The organism is Chloroflexota bacterium (assembly GCA_040902225.1).
In the GTDB taxonomy this organism is placed as follows: Bacteria; Chloroflexota; Limnocylindria; order QHBO01; family QHBO01; genus CF-167.
Map to the genome: position 1 here is coordinate 428892 of JBBDXT010000007.1, position 18170 is coordinate 447061.

Annotated in this window: 26 protein-coding genes and 1 tRNA gene; 11 read left to right on the forward strand and 16 right to left on the reverse strand. The window is 68.3% G+C overall.

All coding sequences use genetic code 11. The annotated features are described in order from the left end of the window. Positions 1-53 precede the first annotated feature (53 nt). Entirely contained in the window at positions 54-719 is a 666-nt protein-coding gene (locus WEB29_10790) for a peptidylprolyl isomerase (protein MEX2137416.1), read from the reverse strand. An 8-nt stretch (positions 720-727) separates the two neighbouring features. Next, entirely contained in the window at positions 728-1765 is a 1038-nt protein-coding gene (locus WEB29_10795; GenBank protein MEX2137417.1) for an alpha/beta hydrolase, read from the reverse strand. A gap of 54 nt (positions 1766-1819) precedes the next feature. Between WEB29_10795 and WEB29_10800 the strand changes: the two genes are divergently transcribed. The 3 genes from WEB29_10800 to WEB29_10810 all read left to right on the forward strand — a co-directional run bounded on the left by WEB29_10800 (position 1820) and on the right by WEB29_10810 (position 2899). Continuing rightward, positions 1820-2311 (forward strand): hypothetical protein, encoded by a 492-nt coding sequence (locus tag WEB29_10800; protein MEX2137418.1) that lies wholly within the window; start codon positions 1820-1822, stop codon positions 2309-2311. A gap of 17 nt (positions 2312-2328) precedes the next feature. After that, positions 2329-2778, forward strand: coding sequence for a hypothetical protein (locus tag WEB29_10805; protein MEX2137419.1), 450 nt, complete (start codon positions 2329-2331; stop codon positions 2776-2778). A gap of 44 nt (positions 2779-2822) precedes the next feature. Further along, positions 2823-2899: transfer RNA gene (locus tag WEB29_10810), tRNA-Asp, on the forward strand. Between the two features lie 25 nt (positions 2900-2924). Here the strand turns inward: WEB29_10810 and WEB29_10815 are convergent. Next, complete coding sequence (locus tag WEB29_10815; protein MEX2137420.1) at positions 2925-3614, reverse strand: transcriptional regulator; 690 nt, start codon at positions 3612-3614, stop codon at positions 2925-2927. A gap of 106 nt (positions 3615-3720) precedes the next feature. On the opposite strand from WEB29_10815, the gene WEB29_10820 reads away from it, so the two are divergent. Next, positions 3721-4173, forward strand: coding sequence for a group 1 truncated hemoglobin (locus WEB29_10820; protein ID MEX2137421.1), 453 nt, complete (start codon positions 3721-3723; stop codon positions 4171-4173). Here WEB29_10820 and WEB29_10825 read toward each other — a convergent pair. Continuing rightward, on the reverse strand, positions 4170-4913 hold the full coding sequence (locus tag WEB29_10825) for a TIGR00730 family Rossman fold protein (protein MEX2137422.1): 744 nt from the start codon (positions 4911-4913) through the stop codon (positions 4170-4172). The genes WEB29_10820 and WEB29_10825 overlap by 4 nt on opposite strands. A gap of 201 nt (positions 4914-5114) precedes the next feature. Here WEB29_10825 and WEB29_10830 point away from each other — a divergent pair, with 201 nt between their 5' ends. Beyond that, positions 5115-5771: a hypothetical protein gene (locus tag WEB29_10830; GenBank protein ID MEX2137423.1), complete on the forward strand. Its 657-nt coding sequence runs from the start codon at positions 5115-5117 to the stop codon at positions 5769-5771. A 43-nt stretch (positions 5772-5814) separates the two neighbouring features. Continuing rightward, positions 5815-6258: a VOC family protein gene (locus WEB29_10835; protein ID MEX2137424.1), complete on the forward strand. Its 444-nt coding sequence runs from the start codon at positions 5815-5817 to the stop codon at positions 6256-6258. A gap of 60 nt (positions 6259-6318) precedes the next feature. Here WEB29_10835 and WEB29_10840 read toward each other — a convergent pair whose 3' ends face one another. From WEB29_10840 to WEB29_10850, 3 genes are read right to left on the reverse strand one after another with little or no spacing between them, the layout of a single operon-like run. Then, positions 6319-6459, reverse strand: coding sequence for a hypothetical protein (locus WEB29_10840; protein MEX2137425.1), 141 nt, complete (start codon positions 6457-6459; stop codon positions 6319-6321). Positions 6460-6463: 4 nt separating this feature from the next. Further along, a complete protein-coding gene (locus tag WEB29_10845; GenBank protein ID MEX2137426.1) occupies positions 6464-6925 on the reverse strand; it encodes a hypothetical protein in 462 nt (153 codons plus the stop codon). Next, a complete protein-coding gene (locus WEB29_10850; GenBank protein ID MEX2137427.1) occupies positions 6922-7401 on the reverse strand; it encodes a DinB family protein in 480 nt (159 codons plus the stop codon). The genes WEB29_10845 and WEB29_10850 overlap by 4 nt, the downstream gene beginning before the upstream one ends. Positions 7402-7446: 45 nt before the next feature. Here WEB29_10850 and fabI point away from each other — a divergent pair, with 45 nt between their 5' ends. Continuing rightward, positions 7447-8229: an enoyl-ACP reductase FabI gene (fabI, locus tag WEB29_10855; protein MEX2137428.1), complete on the forward strand. Its 783-nt coding sequence runs from the start codon at positions 7447-7449 to the stop codon at positions 8227-8229. Here the strand turns inward: fabI and sixA are convergent. Together sixA and WEB29_10865 are read right to left on the reverse strand one after the other, a co-directional pair. Beyond that, the gene (gene sixA / locus WEB29_10860) at positions 8226-8705 is read right to left on the reverse strand and encodes a phosphohistidine phosphatase SixA (GenBank protein MEX2137429.1); all 480 of its coding nucleotides are present in this window, start codon (positions 8703-8705) and stop codon (positions 8226-8228) included. The two genes, fabI and sixA, sit on opposite strands and share 4 nt — an antisense overlap. Before the next feature lie 13 nt (positions 8706-8718). Further along, positions 8719-9948, reverse strand: a complete 1230-nt coding sequence (locus tag WEB29_10865; GenBank protein ID MEX2137430.1) for a homogentisate 1,2-dioxygenase — start codon at positions 9946-9948, stop codon at positions 8719-8721. Positions 9949-10061: 113 nt separating this feature from the next. On the opposite strand from WEB29_10865, the gene WEB29_10870 reads away from it, so the two are divergent. Then, positions 10062-10547, forward strand: coding sequence for a VOC family protein (locus WEB29_10870; GenBank protein ID MEX2137431.1), 486 nt, complete (start codon positions 10062-10064; stop codon positions 10545-10547). A 28-nt stretch (positions 10548-10575) separates the two neighbouring features. Beyond that, on the forward strand, positions 10576-11652 hold the full coding sequence (locus tag WEB29_10875) for a histone deacetylase family protein (GenBank protein ID MEX2137432.1): 1077 nt from the start codon (positions 10576-10578) through the stop codon (positions 11650-11652). On the opposite strand, the gene WEB29_10880 is transcribed toward WEB29_10875, so the two are convergent. From WEB29_10880 to WEB29_10910, 7 genes are all read right to left on the reverse strand, one after another. Further along, complete coding sequence (locus tag WEB29_10880) at positions 11649-13073, reverse strand: threonine/serine dehydratase (GenBank protein ID MEX2137433.1); 1425 nt, start codon at positions 13071-13073, stop codon at positions 11649-11651. The genes WEB29_10875 and WEB29_10880 overlap by 4 nt on opposite strands. A 34-nt stretch (positions 13074-13107) precedes the next feature. Next, complete coding sequence (locus WEB29_10885; protein ID MEX2137434.1) at positions 13108-13608, reverse strand: GNAT family N-acetyltransferase; 501 nt, start codon at positions 13606-13608, stop codon at positions 13108-13110. Between the two features lie 13 nt (positions 13609-13621). Further along, positions 13622-14623, reverse strand: coding sequence for a fumarylacetoacetate hydrolase family protein (locus WEB29_10890; protein ID MEX2137435.1), 1002 nt, complete (start codon positions 14621-14623; stop codon positions 13622-13624). Between the two features lie 77 nt (positions 14624-14700). Then, complete coding sequence (locus WEB29_10895) at positions 14701-15123, reverse strand: hypothetical protein (GenBank protein MEX2137436.1); 423 nt, start codon at positions 15121-15123, stop codon at positions 14701-14703. 39 nt (positions 15124-15162) lie between these two features. Further along, positions 15163-15558, reverse strand: coding sequence for a hypothetical protein (locus tag WEB29_10900; GenBank protein ID MEX2137437.1), 396 nt, complete (start codon positions 15556-15558; stop codon positions 15163-15165). Between the two features lie 13 nt (positions 15559-15571). Beyond that, positions 15572-16705 carry a 4-hydroxyphenylpyruvate dioxygenase gene (gene hppD / locus WEB29_10905; protein ID MEX2137438.1) on the reverse strand — a complete coding sequence of 378 codons (1134 nt, stop codon included), beginning with the start codon at positions 16703-16705 and terminating at the stop codon, positions 15572-15574. Next, positions 16702-17439: a purine-nucleoside phosphorylase gene (locus WEB29_10910; protein MEX2137439.1), complete on the reverse strand. Its 738-nt coding sequence runs from the start codon at positions 17437-17439 to the stop codon at positions 16702-16704. Before WEB29_10910 ends, hppD begins: the two co-directional genes overlap by 4 nt. Positions 17440-17562: 123 nt before the next feature. Between WEB29_10910 and WEB29_10915 the strand changes: the two genes are divergently transcribed. Together WEB29_10915 and WEB29_10920 are read left to right on the forward strand one after the other, a co-directional pair. Further along, positions 17563-17811: a hypothetical protein gene (locus WEB29_10915; protein ID MEX2137440.1), complete on the forward strand. Its 249-nt coding sequence runs from the start codon at positions 17563-17565 to the stop codon at positions 17809-17811. A gap of 45 nt (positions 17812-17856) precedes the next feature. Further along, positions 17857-18018: a hypothetical protein gene (locus WEB29_10920; GenBank protein MEX2137441.1), complete on the forward strand. Its 162-nt coding sequence runs from the start codon at positions 17857-17859 to the stop codon at positions 18016-18018. Positions 18019-18170 lie beyond the last annotated feature (152 nt).

An 18170-nucleotide genomic window follows, 5' to 3' on the forward strand; every position in this document is an offset into this window, starting at 1 on the left:
GGGGCTAAGAATCGTTTACATTCCATAGCGCTTTTGAGGCCGATTCGCCCCATTCAGGGCCCGGCATCGACGGTGACGGACTCGATGATCACCGGCTCCAGCGGTACTCCCTCATTGGGACTGTTAACGGACACCACCCCGATCGCGTCGATGACGTCGATCCCGTCCGTGACCTTGCCGATCACGCTGTAGTAGGGGCGCAGCTGGGCCACCAGGCTGGCGAGGTCGATGAAGAACTGGCTGCCGTTCGTATCGGTGCCGCCCGTGATCTCGCCCGTGACGGGGTCGTACTGCATGGCGTTCGCCATCGCTACGGTGTATCGGTCGTAGGGCTGGTTAGGGTCTGGAAGCTCGACTTCGAACTGGTATCCAGGGCCGCCGCTGCCGAGCCCTTGGAACGGGCCGCGGTCAGTCCGTGTCTGTGGGTCGCCGGCCTGGGCGACGAAGCCGGCGATGACCCGATGAAATGTGATGTCGGCATAGAAGCCACACCGCGCGAGCCCCACGAAGTTGGCGGTGGCAATCGGAGCCGAGCTTGCGTCAAGCTCGATCGTGAACGACCCGAGGTTGGTCTCGACCACCGCACGTCGGGCGTTGGCCAGCGTGGTGGCGGCCTCGGCAGCAGTCGGGGCCGAGGTTGGGCACGGAGTCGGGCTCGCCAGCGGCGAGCTGCACGCGACCACGGCGAGGGCAAGGATCGCACCTGGCCAGAGGTGCACGGCACCCATCATTTCGCGTGCAGCGAGCGATCCAGGAAGCCGAGCACCCAGCCGGCGTACTCGGACGAGCAGGTATCGATCGATCCGCCGTGCTCCGCCTTCGGGCAGGTCTTGAGCTCGACGCGAGCCCCTTCACCGGGCGCTGCCCTCTTCAAGTCGGCCGCATCGGCCGGGCTGGCGGCACCGTCGTCGCCGGCTGCCACGATCAGCACCGGCCGGTCGCCGATCTGCTCGATCGCCTGGATGGGATCGGCGACACTCAGGTCCTGGCCGGTCCGCAGCAGCCCGCCGAGCAGGATCGACCACGCCCCCGGCAGTGCCAGCGGGAGGCCCCTGCTCTCGAGCCGTGCCTGCAGCGCATCGACCAGCGTCGCGTGCGTGGAGTCGAGGATCACGGCCGCCACGCGCTCGTCGATGGCGGCCTCGTCGATGGCGGCTGCGCCGCCCATCGAGACTCCCAGGACGGCGATCGACTGCGGGGACTTGGCTCGCTCCAGCCAGTCGACGATCGCGCGGAGATCGAGAACCTCGTACACGCCCATGGTGGTGAGGTCACCGGCGCTCTGCCCGTGATTGCGGAAGTCGAACATCACGAGGTTGTAGTCCGCATGCAGCGGCTCCGCCCAGCTGAGCATCTCGTTCTTGGACTTGCCATTGGCGTGAGCGAGCACGACCGTCGCGGCGGCAGCACCCTGGTTGCCGGCGGGGATGTACCAGCCGGCGAGCCGTGTCCCGTCGCTGGCCGTCAGATCGGCCCCTGCCCCTTCCCCGGGTTGCGGGCAGTCCGTACGGTCCGCGAATGCGTCGAGCTCCTGATCGGAGGCGAGGTCGTAGTTGATCGCCTCGTATGCCCAGCCGAACGCCGATGCAGGGGTGCGGCAGTCGCCAGCGCGCGCGTGCGCGGCGAACGCCTGCGAGCCGTCGTAGCCGATGTAGGCCAGGTATCCCACCAGCACCACGAGGGAAATTGCCATCACGAAGGAGACCCACCGCCAGATGGTGGTGCGGCGCGCCAGGCGAGGGTCTTGCGGCGGCTCGTACGGCACTCGGCCGAGTATACGGTGGTGCCCCACGGACGCCTCCCCTACAATCCGGGACCCGTGGTTAGTCCGAAGGTCACCAGGCCCGCCACCAGGACCGCAGTGCCGAGGCACCGCGGCCACGCTCTGGCGCCCGAGCATCTTGGCGAGCGCGGAGCGGCCGCGGCCCTGGCCACAGCGATCGGTGGCATGGCGATCTTCATCGCCGCCGTGGCCATGACGGTCGGCGGTTTGACCCTCCCCAGCCGGTGGGCCGGCGCCGATCCGCCGCCAAACGTCGGCCAGCTCGGGTTGGGCCAGGTGGTGGGTGGCATCGGCCTGCTCGTCCTCGGCGTCCTCATGGTTGGCAGCTCGCTCGCTCTCCTGAGCGGGCTCCCGCGCAGCAGGCCATTCGCAGTCAGCACCTCGGCGATCAGCGCGGTGCTGGCTCTCGCCGGCTTCGTGCTCCTGATGGCCCCCACCCGTCGCGATCTGGTGCTCCTCGCCGCCCTGGGCGTGGCCGTCGTTACCTTCGGGGGCGCGGCCCTCATCCTGGCGCGGCTGCGGCGCTAGCTCCTCGGTCGGCGCGAATGGGGCGCCCATCCGGGCTTGTCGCGGCGATCCTCGTGGCGGCCGGAGTCGTGCTGGTCCTTGGGGGCGCCGCGGCGGTCGCCGTCGGCCTCTTCAACCCTGGCCTGATCAGCTCGCAGCTGCCACCTGAAGCGGCGGTCGATGCGCCGGCCGTCGGTGGTGCCGCCGTCGCCCTGGGCATTGCCACCGCCCTGCTCGGAGTCGTGCACATCGGGACCGCGCTGGCGCTGCGGGTTGGGATCGGAATTGCCGCCACCACCGCGGTGGTGCTGTCCGCGACGATGGCCATCCTCTCCCTCGTATTCGCGGTCGCGGCAGTGGTGAGCATCGCGTCCGGCGCCGCGCCCGCGATCTACATGGTGCCCGCCTCGGTTGGTCTCGGTGCCGGGGTGATCGGCTACTCGGTCGTCACAGTCGTCATCATCGGCGCCCGAGGGAAGCCGATCTGAGGTCGGAAAGCGCCCCTGCTATACTCCGCCACCGTCGCTCCCGCGGGCCCGTGGTGTAGCGGCCCAACATGCCAGCCTGTCACGCTGGAGATCGCCGGTTCGAATCCGGTCGGGCCCGCCACCAACCTCGGGAGGCGAGTTCCTGACTACGCCGGGCCGGGGCTCGCGATGGCGACGCAGCACTGCTCTGGGAGAGGGTCTGTCCGAGCCGCGGTCCATCGAGCGCCAAGCCCGCTGATCAGTCCCTCGATTAGGGCCAGGTTCATGCCGCACACCAGCGGGCGATGTTTGTCGACGAGTGTCTGAAACGGGCAATTCTCAAGCCGGATCTCGCCAGATCGCACGTGGGGTTGATAATCGCGCTCGGCCAGCGTTGCCAGCAGGAGGTCGCGCAATCGCTTCTTGGGCTTTCCTGCCTGACGAGCTGCTGAGCCGATGGCTTCGCCCATTTCGTGGGCCGCGTCGTTGAGCGCAACCGGCGGCAGTTGAGTCTCCGTTTGCTCGATCGCCCTGGCGAAGAGCTCGGCCGCGACGTCGTATCGGCGTCCTGGGAGCGACACGGAGACACGGCGCCCCGCAGGCCGATACAGCTTGGATGTGCGTCCGGCGCCGGGTCCGGTGCGGCCCGACACACGTCGGTACTCGACTGCCAGCAGGTCGGCCGCAGCGAGCCGATCCAAGTGGAACGCCGCCAGCGCGCGCGTTAACCCAAGCGCGGCAGCAGCCTCGTGCCGGCTGACAGCGCGGCCGGCGCTCACCACCCATTCGTACAGTGCGCCGCGGACCGGCTCGGCGAGGAGGGACACGGCCTCGACATCGGCCCGGGCGTTCGGCATCGTGCGCGGCATTCTAAAGCAAGCACACGCTCGCCAAGCATTGACGCCGCGCAATCGGCGCCGTATTACTAACGTGCGCTACTGCTAGAAGCGCGTGGAGTGAAGCATGAGGTACGGAATGATGGCCGAGGAAAGCCTGTACGAGCGGCTGGGTGGCGTGTTCGCCATCGCGGCGGTGGTGGACCACTTCAGCGATGCGGTCGTGCAGAACCCGATTGTGGGCCAGCAATCGGAAAATCCCGAGCTCCGTGAATGGCACACGAATAACCTGGGTCGGCTGCCGGGCCTGAAATTCATGCGCACCCTCTGGGTCTGTGACGTTGCCGGTGGACCACAGAAATTCGACGCCACGCGACCGGGGAGCACCCAGCTCGGCCTGGAGGAAGCGCACCGGAACCTTCGCATCTCGCCCGACGAGTTCGACGAGGTTGCCGCGGAGCTGGGACGCACGCTGGACTTCGTTGGGGTGCCGGAGCAAGAGAAGGGCGAAGTGCTGGCTGCGTTCGCGGCCCACAAGGCAGAGGTTACGGAGGGCTACCTGGCCGCAGCTGGGGCCTAGGGATTCCCGCGCCCAGACCCCGCCATCTCCTCTCCGAGATCGGCAAGGTGCATCTCGTGGTGCGCCAGGATGACCTGCACCGCCTCGTCGACGTCGTCGGTGATGGTGAAGAGGGTGAGGTCCTCCGGGCTGATCTTGCCCTGGTCGAGCGGAGTGGCCTTCAGCCAGTCGAACAGCCCGCTCCAGTAGGTGGTCCCGAACAGGACCACCGGGAAGTGCTTCACCTTACCGGTCTGGATCAGGGTCAGCGCCTCGAAGAGCTCATCAAGGGTTCCAAAGCCGCCGGGGAAGATGCAGAACGCTTCCGCGTACTTCACGAACATCGTCTTGCGCACGAAGAAGTAGCGGAACTCCATCCCCAGCGTTACGAACTCGTTCAGCCCCTGCTCGAACGGCAGCTCGATATTGCAGCCGACCGATACGCCGCCCGTGTCACGGGCGCCGCGGTTCGCAGCCTCCATGATTCCCGGGCCACCGCCGGTGATGATCGCGTAGCCGTGCTTGGCCAGCTTCCTGGCGAGTGAGCGCGCCGTGCGATAGGAGGGGTCGCCGCGACCGATGCGTGCCGAGCCGAAGACGCTCACCGCCCGCCCGACGCCGGCGAGAGCATCGAAGCCCTCGACGAACTCACCCATGATGCGAAGTGCGCGCCAGGTGTCGGTCTTCAGGAACGAGGCGTCGGCGCCTTCCTGCTGGAGGAGCTGCTGGTCCTCGGTGGGCCGCTTCTCGGCGCCGCGCATGACCACTGCCCCGCTGCGATGCGCCTGGTTGCGCTTTGTTGCCATGACCATCTCCTGCTCGACAGGTCCAAAGTCGGATGGTAGGGTGAGCCGTCGTTCCATGCGGGTCGCGACCGTGCCCATCGCGGCAAGTGCGACAGCCGTTCGGTGGCTTTCGCCTCGGCGGGACCCGAGATCCAACCCGCTAGCGCGAGGATTCTATTGCCGGACATCTTGGCCCGTGTCGCACTGCGAACCATCGTCTTTGCGGTGGTCATCGGCCTCATGGCTCCGTTGAGCGCCCGATCCGCGGCGCCTGCTACGGCGGATTCGTTGCGACTGCTCGCCGCCGCCGATCAGCCCTCCAGCCTGGCCGACCGCTCCACGCTCGGGACCCGCAACAGCTCCGCTTCGCTCTCACTCGCAACGGTGACGGAGCCGATCGGCACCGAGGATCTCGGCCTCAACGCAGCGCTGGCCACGCCGCCGAGCGCGCCGATGGAGGCGACCCTCTTCTCCCGCCCCGCCAAGAGCGTGGCGCCGAAGACCGTGGCGCCGAAGACCGTTGCGGCCCCAGCCAGCGGCGACACGATCTCCGGCACGGCGACCTGGTACTGCTGCTCCCTCGGCTGGCGCGGCCAGGCCGTGGTGGCCCTGCCCGGGGCCCTTGGCGGTCATTACGACGCCCCGCCTGCGGCCCGATTCGTGACCGTCTGCGCCGACCGCTGCGCGGTGCTTCCCGTGGCGGACTACTGCGGTTGCCTGTGGGGCACCGCCAGCCAGAAGGTCGCTGACCTCTCGCCGGAGGCGTGGGCCGCGATCAGCGACAGCAGCCTCTCGCTTGGAGTGATCACCGTCACGGTCCACCTCGGCGGCTGAGGTCCTTCTTCTCGCGGCCACGCGCCGCTGGTAGCATCCCGCGGTGCTGCGACCCCTTCGCATCGGGCACGTCGTACTCAAGGTGCGCGACCTGGACCGATCCCTGGCCTTCTACCGGGACCTGCTCGGCTTCAAGGTGGTCAGCGAGCTCAGCAACGTGATGATCTTCCTCGCGGCCGATGGGCAGAACCATCACGACCTCGCCCTGCTGCGCGTGGGCCAGCAGGCGGCCTCGCCGGTGCCCACTGCAGTCGGCCTCTATCACGTCGCGATCCAGCTCGCCGACTGGGAGGCAGTGCGCAGTGCCCATGCGGTGCTCACCGAACGCGGTCTGCTGCGAGGAGCCGTGGACCACGGGGTGAGCCGATCCCTGTACACGGCTGACCCGGACGGCAACGAGATCGAGCTGTACTGCGATGCCCCGCGGTCGGAGTGGGAGGGGCGCATCGACGAGGTGATGACGGTCAAGCCGCTCGTCATCGACTGACGGGTCGTTGGCCCAATACGCGGCTGTGTGCGCTGGGTGCACATGCAGACCGGTGGCGCCTCAGCGCGCGAAGCTGAGGATCGCGAAGCCGGCGACCAGGACGAAGGCAACGAAGATGATCACCAGGCGCGCGGCCCAGTTGACGCGACGGGTCGGCAGGGGCTGGTAGGGCCGGCCTCTGCGCTGTGAACGGCGGCTCATCGGCTCACCGACCCCACTCGCGGCGGAGGAGGAACGGGGTGGTGAGGGCCTCGCGCGTCCCGACGCTGCGCAGTTGCTTGCGCACCCGCTTGAGCAGCTTGCCGTGGTAGGTGCCGTCGCCGTACGGCTCGTGCAGCCGGGCCACGTCCCAGTCGTGGGTGCCGGCAATGGCGGCGGGCGGGAGGTATCGGTCCAGGACGGCCTTCGCCTCGTCGATCGCGACGAAGCGCCGTGCGCGCGTCGTATTGTCGAGGAGGGTCAGCAGGTCGGCAAAGCTGGCATCGAGGTCGGTGACGAGGGTGGAGAGCCGCTCCATTGTCCCGGGCATGCGCTCCTGCTTGAAGAGGCCGCCAAGGAGCGCCTTGCGGTCCTCGTCGCCCAGGGCGGAGAGCGCGTCACGCAGGGCCGGGACAGCCGCGGCTGGATCCGCCATCGGGACCTCGTACTCGTAGAGATGGACCATCACTGCCGCTGGTCCCCGAATTCGCCGAAGGTCCAGCCATCCATCGGCGGCGGCTCGATCCCGAGCTGGGTAAGAATGGTGGCCGCCTGGGACCGATGCTCGGTGGCGTGGTTGATGGCCTGCACCAGGACGACCAAGGTGGGGACCTTGTCGTCGTCGATCTCGATGATGGCCTGAGGGTCGAGCCGTTCGGCGACCTCAGCCAGCTGATGCCCCGTGAAGCGCGTCCGCTCCAGGAGGAGGTCGATGCCCGGCCATGGCCCGGGAATCTCCCAGCGGACCGGCGGCTCCCAGCCGGTGAGCAGCTGCAGGTACCAACTCTCGGCGCGGACGATGTGAATGAGCGTGTGGGCGAGCTCGCCGTAGGTGCCCTCGACCGACGTGGAGCGCTGCTCGTCCGTCAGGTCGCGGCACGCCTCGAGGAGACGCTCGTTCGCCCATCGGTTCTGCCGGAAGATCTCGGTGAGAGTGGTGGTCATCGCCTGCGAGTATCGCCGCAAGGACCGACCGGTACAATCGGCCGCATGTTGCTCGACGGCAAGAAGCTGCTCATCACCGGCGTTCTCACCGACGACAGCATCGCGTTCAGCATCGCGAAGGTCGCGCAGGAGGCCGGTGCCGAGGTGCTCCTCACCGGGGTTGGGCGGGGGATGAGCCTGACCCAGCGCGTGGCAAGGAAGCTGCCGACCACACCCGACGTGCTCGAGTTGGACGTCAACAATCCCGAGCACATCGAGGCGGTGAGCGACGAGCTCATGAAGCGCTGGGGCAAGGTCGACGGGGTGGTCCACGCCATCGGCTTCATGCCGAGCGACGGACTGGGCGGCAACTTCCTGAACACCCCCTGGGAGAGCGTGGCGTTCGGCTTTCAGACATCGGCCTATTCGCTGAAAGCGCTCAGCGTCGGCCTGCTTGAGCCGATGAAGGCGGCGGACGGCGCATCGGTCGTCAGCCTCACCTTCGACGGTCGCTTCGCCTGGCCGATCTACGACTGGATGGGGGTCGCCAAGGCGGGCCTCGAGGCCGTGACGCGCTACCTGGCGCGTGACCTGGGCGAGTTCGGCATCCGGGTCAACACCGTCTCGGCCGGACCGATTCGCACCATTGCCGGCAAGAGCATCCCCGGCTTCGACCAGATCGCGGACACCTGGCTCAAGCGCGCCCCGCTGGGCTGGGACATGAACGATGCGACCGCGGTCGGCCAGATGGTCTGCTTCCTGCTCAGCGACTGGGCGGCGAAGACCTCAGGCGAGCTGATCCACGTGGACGGTGGCTACCACGCCATGGGGACCGATATCCGCCGCTAGCTCTCATAGAGGTCGGGATCCAGGAGCCAGGCCAGCTCACCGCCTCCAGGCTCGGGGACGCCGGGGAACTCGACGCAGGCGATGCCGCCCTTGCGCATCCGAACGGACGAGGCGCCGGTGAGCAGGTCGACGGCACCCGAGAGGTCCGGTTCGTGGCCGACGAACATGACGCGGCGACCATCCGGGTGGGCTGCCATGGCCCGCGCGAAGTCGGGCCAGTCAGCTCCGGGGCGGAGCCGGTCGTCGACGACCGGGGCGCCTGACATCTCGAGCCCGGCCATCACCAGCTCGGCGGTCTGCAGCGCACGTGACAGCGGTGAGGAGAGGACGACGTCCGGCCGGAGGTTCAGCCCGCGCCAGATGGGGGCAGCCGCCTTGAGTGCATCGACGCCTGCCTTGGTGAGCTGACGCTCGTCGTCGTCCGCAGCCGCCGAGTAGTGCCCGGCCTTGCCGTGGCGGACGAAATAGAGGATCACTGGCCCGGCGCGTTCAGTCCGGGAAGGCTTCCGGGCCCCGATCGGCCAGCTCGGCGGCGTGAGCCTCGGCGTCGGCGGCGCTCGGGGGAAGCCACGAGAACGGGTAGCGCGGGTCGTCCAGCTCACCCGCCTGGCGCGTGAGGCGCAGCGGGTGGAAGGTGTCGATCATGACCGCCAGCTCCTCGGTCGCCTCCTTGCCGATGCTCGCCTCGACCGTCCCAGGATGCGGGCCATGCGGGATCCCGGCCGGGTGGACGGTGAACGAGCTGATCTCCACCCCGCGCCGGCTCATGAAGTTGCCGGCGACGTAGTAGATGACCTCGTCGCTGTTGATGTTGCTGTGGTTGTACGGCGCGGGGATGGCGAGCGGGTGGTAGTCGAACTTGCGCGGCACGAAGGAGCAGACGACGAAATTGCGCGGCTGGAAGGTGAGGTGCACCGGCGGTGGCTGGTGGACGCGCCCGGTGATCGGCTCGAAGTCGGCGATGTTGAAGGCGTAGGGGTACAGATACCCGTCCCAGCCGACCAGGTCGAAGGGATGGAACGCGTAGTGGTAGGCGGTCAGCTTCCCGCCCTTCTTGACCTCGACCACGAAGTCGCCGGTCTCGTGGTGCGCCTCCATCTCGCCCGGGGGCCGGATGTCGCGCTCGCAGTAGGGTGCATGCTCGAGCATCTGCCCGTACTCGTTCCGGTACCGCTTCGGCGGCTCGATATGCGACGGGCACTCGAGCCATAGCATCCGCTGGTCGTCGCCACCGGGGAGGATGCGATAGGTGGTGCCGATGGGGATGACGAGATAGTCGCCCGGCCCGTAGTCGATCGGCCCGAAGACGGTCTCCAGGGCCCCATGCCCCTCGTGGACGTAGAACATTTCGTCCATCTCGCCATTGCGGTAGAAGTGCTCCATGGCCGAGGCGGGACGCACGATGCCGAAGGTCACGTCGGCGTTGTAGAAGAGCGGAACGCGGCCGCTGACCGCGTCACCGGCGACCGCCAGGCCGGCCGAGTTGACCAGGTGGTGGCGGTGGGGTCCGGCCTCGTCATCGGTCCAGGGCTCGAGCGAAACATCCCGCACCTTCTCGATCCGGTTGGTCTGGGTCGGCGGCGTGTGGTGGTAGAGGAGGCTCGCCTTGCCGGAGAAGCCCTCCACCCCGAACAGCTCCTCGGCGTACAGGCTGCCGTCAGGCTTGCGGAACTGGGTGTGGCGCTTGTGCGGCACCTGGCCGCGCTGGAGGTAGAACACGGTCCGGCCATTCTAGAGTCCGCGTGCCGCCATCGATCCGTTCGCGGGCTGCGGTAGACTCGTTGCCTCGGCAACTAGACCGATGCGGCCGCCGGGCCGGGGAGACGACCTCCATGTTCAACGTCACACGACTCAACCACGCCGTCCTCTGGGTCCGCGACGCGGATAAGGCGGCCGAGTTCTACCACCGCGTCTTCGGCTTCGAGGAGCTGGAGCGGCCGCAGGGCATGCGCGCCGCGTTCATGCGCTCGCCGAGCGGTGGCAATCACCACGACCTGGGTCTGTTCGAGGTGGGAGCCGCGGCCCCCCGCCCGCCGCGCGGCTCGGTGGGCCTCTACCACCTGGCCTGGGAGGTCGGGACGATCGAGGACCTCGCAGGTGCAGCAAAGGCACTTTCGGAGGCCGGGGCGCTCGGGGGTGCCAGCGACCACGGGGTGAGCAAGTCGCTCTACGGCCGCGACCCCGACGGCAACGAGTTCGAGATCATGTGGCAGGTTCCGCGCGAGGCGTGGGGCGAGTACGCCGACTCGGGGGTGGTGCTCCCACTCGACCTCGAGGCGGAGCTCGAGCGCTGGGGCACCAAGGGCGCCGTCCAGTAGGAGAGCATCGGTACACTCGCAAGCGTCCGTGTCCGACCTCGTTCCGGTCATCCATTCCGACGCGCACCTCGCCCACACCGGGCTGATCGAGCTCGCCAGCGGGGTCGAGATCCCCTGCTGGGAGTCGCCCGAGCGGGTGCTTGCCATCGAGGCCGCGCTTGCCGCTGATGGTGGGTACGCCTTCGACTCCCCCGATGGGCACGGGCGTGGACCCATCCTCGCGGTCCACGACGCCGACATGGTGGACGTCTTCGAGCATGCCTGGACCGATGCCCTGGCCGCGGGCGCGACCGACGGCTCGCGGGCATGGCTGCCGGACACGTTCCTGCTGGATGCCTTTCGCGGCCCGATGCCGCCCAGCGAGCTGCCGGCCGGACGTCACCATCAGCTTGGCGCCTATCTCTTCGACACCGCCACGCCGATCGTGGCGGGGACGTGGGGCGCAGCGCTGACCGCGGTCGACGTGGCGCTGAGCACCGCCGAGCGCGTGGTGGGTGGGGCCGCGCTGGCCTACGGCCTCTGCCGGCCGCCCGGACATCACGCCGCGCGGGGCATGCTGGGTGGCTACTGCTACTTCAACAATGCGGCGATCGTGGCCGACTGGCTGCGACGCGAGGGCGGCGCGCGGCGGGTGGCGATCCTGGACATCGACTATCACCACGGCAACGGCACGCAACAGATCTTCTGGGAGCGGGGCGATGTGCTGTACCTCTCGCTCCACGCCGACCCGGCGCGCGCCTATCCCTACTTCTCGGGATACGCTGGCGAGGGTGGTGCCGGCGACGGTGCGCGCCTGACCCGCAACTGGCCACTCCCCGCGGGAACGGCGCTTGACGCCTATGCCGTGGCCCTGGCAGAGGCGCTGCAGATGATCGTCGCCTTCGCACCGGATGCGCCGCTCGTCATCTCGGCCGGATTCGACACTTTCGAGCGCGACCCGATCGGCGACCTGGCACTCCGCACCCCGGACTACGAGGAGATCGGGCGCCTGATCGCGGCCCTGGGGATCCCGATGATCGCCCTGCAGGAGGGCGGCTACGCGCTCGATGCGCTGGGCGCCAACGCCGTCGCCCTGCTGTCCGGCCTGCGCGGCCCTCAGACCTAACCCCTGAGAATCTCCGCGAAGGCCGCCGTGTCGACGTTGCCGCCGCTGATGACGATCACGCGGTGGTCGTCGCCGTCCGGCTGAGGAGCAGCGCCCGAGAGGAGGGCCGCCATGCCGGCCGCGCCCGACGCCTCAACAACCAGGCGCGCTCGCGTCGCGAGCTGGCGCATCGCATCGGCCATCTGCTCCTCGCTGACGGTCACGATCTCGTCCATGAAGCGCCGCAGGTGCAGGAAGGGGAGCCAGCCGAGATGCTCGACGCGCAGCCCATCGGCCATGGTGCGAGTGGTGAGCGAGCCGTCCCAGCGAACGATCTCGCCCGTGACCAACGACTCGCGGGCGTCCGCAGCCAGCTCCGGCTCGACCCCGATGACGCGGGCATTCGGCGCCAGCGCCTTGATGGCGGTGGCGATCCCGGCGGACAGGCCGCCACCACTCACCGGGATGAGAACGCTCGTCACCGCGGGCAGATCCTCCGCGATCTCCAGGCCGCAGGTGCCCTGCCCGGCGATGATCCGCCGATCGTCGTACGGCTCGATCATGACCCGCCCGTCCCGCGCGACCAGCTCCAGCGCGATGGCGTGTCGCTCCTCTCCCGTCCGCCCGGCGACCACGATCTCGGCGCCATCGCGTCGGACCCCGGCCACCTTCACCGGCGGGGCGTCCTCCGGCATCACGATGGTGGCGTGCGCACCGAGCAGTCGCGCGGCCCGCGCCACCGCCTGGGCGTGGTTGCCTGACGAGTAGGTGACGACGCCTCGCGACCGCTCCTCGTCGGTCAGCGAGGCGACCGCGTTGTAGGCGCCGCGCATCTTGAAGGCGCCGACGGGCTGCAGGCTCTCCGGCTTGAGCCAGGTGCGGTCGTCCCAGCGCAGCAGCGGGGTGTGCAGGGCCACTCCCCGGATCCGCTCGGCAGCTTGACGAATCTCGTCGACGGTCACCAGCTCAAGCCCGTCGAGCTGGTCAGCGTGCTCTTCGAGGTGCGACAGGACGAATCGTTCGACGATCGCCCCCAGGCTCATCTCACCAACGGACGGGTGGAGGCCGCGCGCCTGCCACGCCTCCGGGGGCAGCCCCTGCAGCGTCGCGGATGCGTCGCCGATCTGGGCCGTTACCCGGCGCAGCAACTCGGCCGGGTCGGTGCGCCGTTCCAACTCGATGGCAGCGATGCGGCCGGCATCGGCCTTGGTCCGCCCGAAGGGGATCGGCTCCGCTGCCCCGGCGGCACGCGCAGCGAGCAGCTTCCGGACCTGGTCGAGCCAGTAGCCGGGGAACTCGGCCAGGTGCGCCCACACCTGTCCCGCCTCCCAGCGCTCGGATGCACCCGGATCGGGATCGGTCAGGCCCGATGGCAGAGGGCGCGCCGCGTGCGCGACGAGCCGCCGCTCGACCCTGGCGAGCCGATCAGGGACGGGGTTCATCGGTCCTTCGCCGCTCGTCGGACTCGGCCCCGCGTCAAGGTGTAGACGTCGATATCGTGCCACTTGCCCTTGTGGTACCACGCCTCGCGCGACGTTCCCTCCTTGATGAAGCCGCACTCTCGGCAACGCGATGCGAGCCCACGTTGTCGACGTGGATCGTCAGATGGAGCCGGTTGATCGGCTGCGTGTCGAAGAGCCAGCCGGCAAACAGACCGAGAGCCTCGCTCGCGATGCCCTTTCCCCAGTCGGCGCGGTCGAAGACGCGATACCCGAGCTCCATGTCGGGGACATCGCCGTTCAGCTTGTTCCTGTCGACCGTGCCGACGAGCCGATCCTGCTGGTCGACCATCACGAGCACGCCCTCGCCATCCGACATGCGCCCGTCTTCCTCGAACCTGCGTCGGAATTTGATCAGTGAACCCCGTGACAGCGGATACCAGGGCCCACGTCCCTCGATATCCATCATCCGGCCGTACAGCTTCTCGACATCGGCTTCAGCGATCGGACGCAGAGATACGTTTGTCCCCTTGATCACATTGTTGCCTCCTTTAGGGATGCGCAATGACAGGAGTCGCGAGCTTGCCAAGTCGTTCGACCGCAAGCGTCACCTGGTCGCCGGGCTCGAGCCAGCGCTTGAAGACCTCATCCTTGATCTCCAGCAGGCAGCCGGTGCCGACGGTGCCTGATCCGATCAGGTCGCCGGGTCGCAGCCGCACATCGGCGCTGGCACGCTCGATCATCTCGCCAAAGCCGAACTGCGCATCGGCCCAGCTGCCGCGCGAGAGTTCAACACCGTTCACCTCAGCGGTCATGGCCAGGTCATAGCCCTTCGCGTGCCGCGCATCTGCCAGCTCATCGGGGGTGACCAGCCAGGGTCCGATGGACGACGCGAAGTCCTTTCCCTTTGCCGGACCGAGGCGGACCGTCGTCTCCTCGCGCTGCAGGTCGCGGGCGCTCCAATCGTTGAAGACCATGTATCCGCCGATCGCCTCCTCACCCCGCTCCGCGGAGAGGTCCTCGACAGGCGTGTCGATCAGCGCCGCCACCTCCAGCTCGTAGTCCAGCTCCTGCGACGCGGCGGGGCGCCAGACCGGATCTCCAGGGCCGCGAATCTCCGAGACGTTCGAAAAGTAAAAGATCGGGATCCGATACCAGGCCTCAGGCACCGTTCCCCCGCGGCGCTCCCACATGGTACGGACGTGACCCTCGAACGCGTAGAAGTCGCGCAGTGATGGAGGCTTCAGGATGGGTGGCCCGAACAGAAGGTCGATCGCGGCCAGCGTCGGCTGCTCGGCATCGGCCGACGCCTCAACGATCTCGCCCAGCGCTCCGACCCTCAGCCCGCGTCCCAGCAGGTCGTCCAGCGTCGTCAGCGGCTGCCGGAAGAGGGCTGAGTTGTGGGCCAGTCTCGGGTCGGCCGCCACCCGTGCGCGGCGCGCCGGCTCCAGGTCGAGCCAGTGTCCCGGGGCGTCTCCTGCGTCAAGGGCCGCTGCGATTCGCCAGGGAGTGCCGGCAGGGGCATCCGTCTCCCGGACGTGGGCAACCTTCATGGTCGGACGAGTCTACGAGGTCACGCATCCTCGGCGGCTCGGCGTGCGCTTCGTGTCGCGGGGCCGGCGGCCGCCGTTCAGCTTGGGATCGGCTCGCAACGGTCTTCGGCGAAGACCTCTACCGCGCGTACTTGATCGTTCATCGCTCGGTTCCAGTCCGCGACCGGGACGAGTCCGGCGCATCGAAGCAGCTCGATCTCGCCGGACCCGAAGCTGTCGCGTCGTGCGTCATGGGCGATCCGCACATCGCCAGGCCCCAGGACCGCATAGGTGCGCGTGATGGGATCGCCCTCGATGGTGGTGAGGCGGCTGACGAATGTTGCAGGGGTGCCGCGCTCGAACGCGTTGAGCAGGCATCGGCGCCCTTCCTGGTTGAGGTTGGTGCCCATCTGCTGATCCTCGGCTCCGCAGTCAATGCCGAGCGGCGACGGGGACGGAGCCCCGAATCCGCAGCCGGTCAGGAGCAACGTGGCGAGGATGAAGATGAGGGCGGCGCGCATGAGCGGAGGACGCGTCCCGGTCGGTTTCCGTTCCGCTCCTCAGCCATCGACAAGTCGAAAGCCCGAGCAGAGCAGGTTCATCTTCTCGAACCCTGCCTCCCCGGGGGTGACGAAGGCGACCTGCTCCACGTCGTACCAGCCTTCTGGCTCGTGCTCGTGGATGTGGTAGCTGATGCGGACCCGATCGGCGATCTGTTCGACCCTGCCCTCCACCAGCTCGGTCACGTCCGCGTAGCCGAACCACTTCTGGATCTGATCCGCGGCAGCCTCGCCGCCGGTGAACTCGCGAAACGGGCGCTTCTCACTCGGCACCACGGCTCGGAACTCGGCGCCCGGTTCGAAGCAGGCCGCGACGCCATCCCAGTCATGCGCCACGATCGCCACGAACCGATGCCCGAGGTCGATGGTCGCGGTCAGTGGCTCGGTCTTCGCCATCCGGTCCACTCCCTCAGAGATTGCCCCGCTTCTCCTGCTCGCGCTCGATCGCCTCGAAGAGGGCCTTGAAGTTGCCCACCCCGAAGCCACGCGATCCGTGGCGCTCGATGATCTCGAAGAAGAAGGTCGGGCGGTCCTGCATGGGCTTCGTGAAGATCTGGAGCAAGTAGCCCTCCTCATCGCGGTCGGCCTCGATCCCCAGCTCCTCGAGGAGATCCATCGGAATCCCGACGTCGCCGACGCGCTCCGGCAGCGCGGCGTAGTACTCGTGAGGCAGGCCAAGGAACTCCACTCCCCGTGAGCGAAGGGCACGCACCGTGCCGACGATGTCTTCGGTGCGCAGGGCGATGTGCTGGGTCCCGGCATCGAGGTAGTAGTCGAGGAATTCCTGGATCTGGCTCTTGCCCTTCCCCTCGGCCGGCTCGTTGATCGGGAACTTGATGCGGCCGTTGCCGGACTGCATCACCTTGCTCATCAGGGCGGAGTACTCGGTGTGGATCACCTTGTCGTCGTAATGGATCAGCTGGCTGAAGCCGAGCGCGTCGCGGTAAAAGTCGACGAATCGGTTCATGTCGCCCAGCGCCACGTTGCCGACGCAGTGGTCGACCTCGAGCAGCTGCTGCCCGGTGGCCGCGGCCCGCGGCCTGGTGAGGCGGTGGTAGCCGGGAGCGAATGCGCCGGTGTAGTCGCTGCGGTCGATGAAGGAGTGGAGGACCTCGCCGTAGGTGTGAATCGCCGATTGGCGCAGCACGCCCTTCTCCCCGGTGAGCTCGGTTGGCTCGAGCGCTGAGCGAGCGCCACGCGTCGTCGTCTCGCGCCAGGCCGACGACACGTCGTCGACCGCGAATGCGATGTCGTGCACCCCGTCGCCGTGGCGGCGGACATGCTCGGCCAGCTCCCCGGCCTCGGTCAGCGGGGCGGTGAAGACGAAGCGGATGTCGTTCTGCACCAGCACATAGCTGGCGCGGTCACGGACCCCCGTCTCGAGGCCGGCGTAGGCGACCGGGGTGAAGCCCCACAGGGCCCGATAGTAGGCCGCGGCCTGCTTGGCGTTCCCAACCCAGAACTCGACGTGGTCGATCCCCTTGAGCGGGAGGAAGTCGGCTGCCGCGTCCGCGGCGGCGGGACGGGCGAGGATATCGGTCATGGCCCCGATTGTAAGGCGGCTGTGAGCGCCACCTCGATCATGCGCTCGACCGCCGCGTCGAGATCCTCGAGCGACATGTAGGTCTCCTCCGTTCCCTCCTCTTCGTTCAGCACGTCGCTGACGGTGAGCAGGCATGCGGCCTGCGCCCCGGCGCGCGCCGCCAGGTAGAAGAGGACCGACGCCTCCATCTCGAAGGCGAGCACCCCGCGCTCGCGCCACTTGCTGGCGTAGTCGGGATCGGTGTTGTAGAAGACGTCGACCGATGCCACCGGCCCGATGCGCACGGGGATCCCCGCCTGCTCGGCTGCATGCACGAGGGTGTGGGTCAGGGCGAAGTCGGCGGTCGGGGCGTATCGGTCCCTATGCAGATAGGTGTTGGTCGCACCGTCGGTCGGGCAGGCGGAGAGGGCAACCACGAGGTCCCCGGTGCGCAGTCCCGGCGCGATGCCGCCGCATGTCCCGACTCGGATCAGCTGCTTTGCACCCAGCCGCAGCAGCTCTTCGGCCACGATCGCGAATGATGGCGTTCCCATGCCCGACGTCTGGACACTGACCGGGTGCCCCTGATACGTGCCTGTCCAGCCGTACAGCGCCCGGTGCTCGTTGACCTGCCGTGCCTGTTCGAGCCCGCCGTCGAAACGCTCCGCGATCTTCCGAGCGCGGTTCGGATCGCCCGGCAGCAGCACCAGCGGCGCGTAATCGCCGGCCTCCGCGCGGAGGTGGATCTGTGGCACGCCCGATAGGGTAGCGCAGCGCGCTCCCTAGTCGGGCGCTGCGCCCTCGGCTACGGCGATCGCCCGGGCCGCTGCGCTGGCGGCATCCGCGTCGGACGCATCGATCGCGTCGACAAGCGTGCGATGCAGTTCATCGAGTTCGTCGTCAAGGGCCAGGCGCCGCGCCCGGCCGGTCATATCGGTCCGGACGCCCACTCCAGCCATTCGCTCCAGCGCCGCGTGGAGGGGGCTGCGAGCGGCTCCGGCGATAAACGCGTGCAGCTCGAGGTCGGCCTCGACGAAAGCGGTCGGTTCACCCGCCAGGACAGCCCGATGGCGCTCTTGGAGCAAGAGGTGGAGGTCGAGCTGCTGGCGTTCCGTACGCCTTCGTGACGCCGCGCGGGCTGCGACTTCGGCGGCGATCGTCGCCCTGAGGTCATGGAGTTCGGCCCGATGCGCTCGCCGGTGCGAGACGCGCAGCACGCGAGCCGCTGGCTGTCGTCGAACGACGAAGACGCCAATTCCATGGCGGACCTCGATCATGCCGAGATACGACAGCGCTGCCAGAGCTTCGCGCAGGACCGGCAGACTGACTCGTAGCTCAGCTGCCAGCTTCCTTGATGATTCAATGCGCTGCCCTCCTCGCAGATCGCGAGTCGTGATCCTTCGTCTGATCTGGTCGGCCACCTGGGCAGCCAACGGACGCCGAGCTGCAGGGTATAGATCAGCAGGCAGTCGCCAGAAATCCAGTC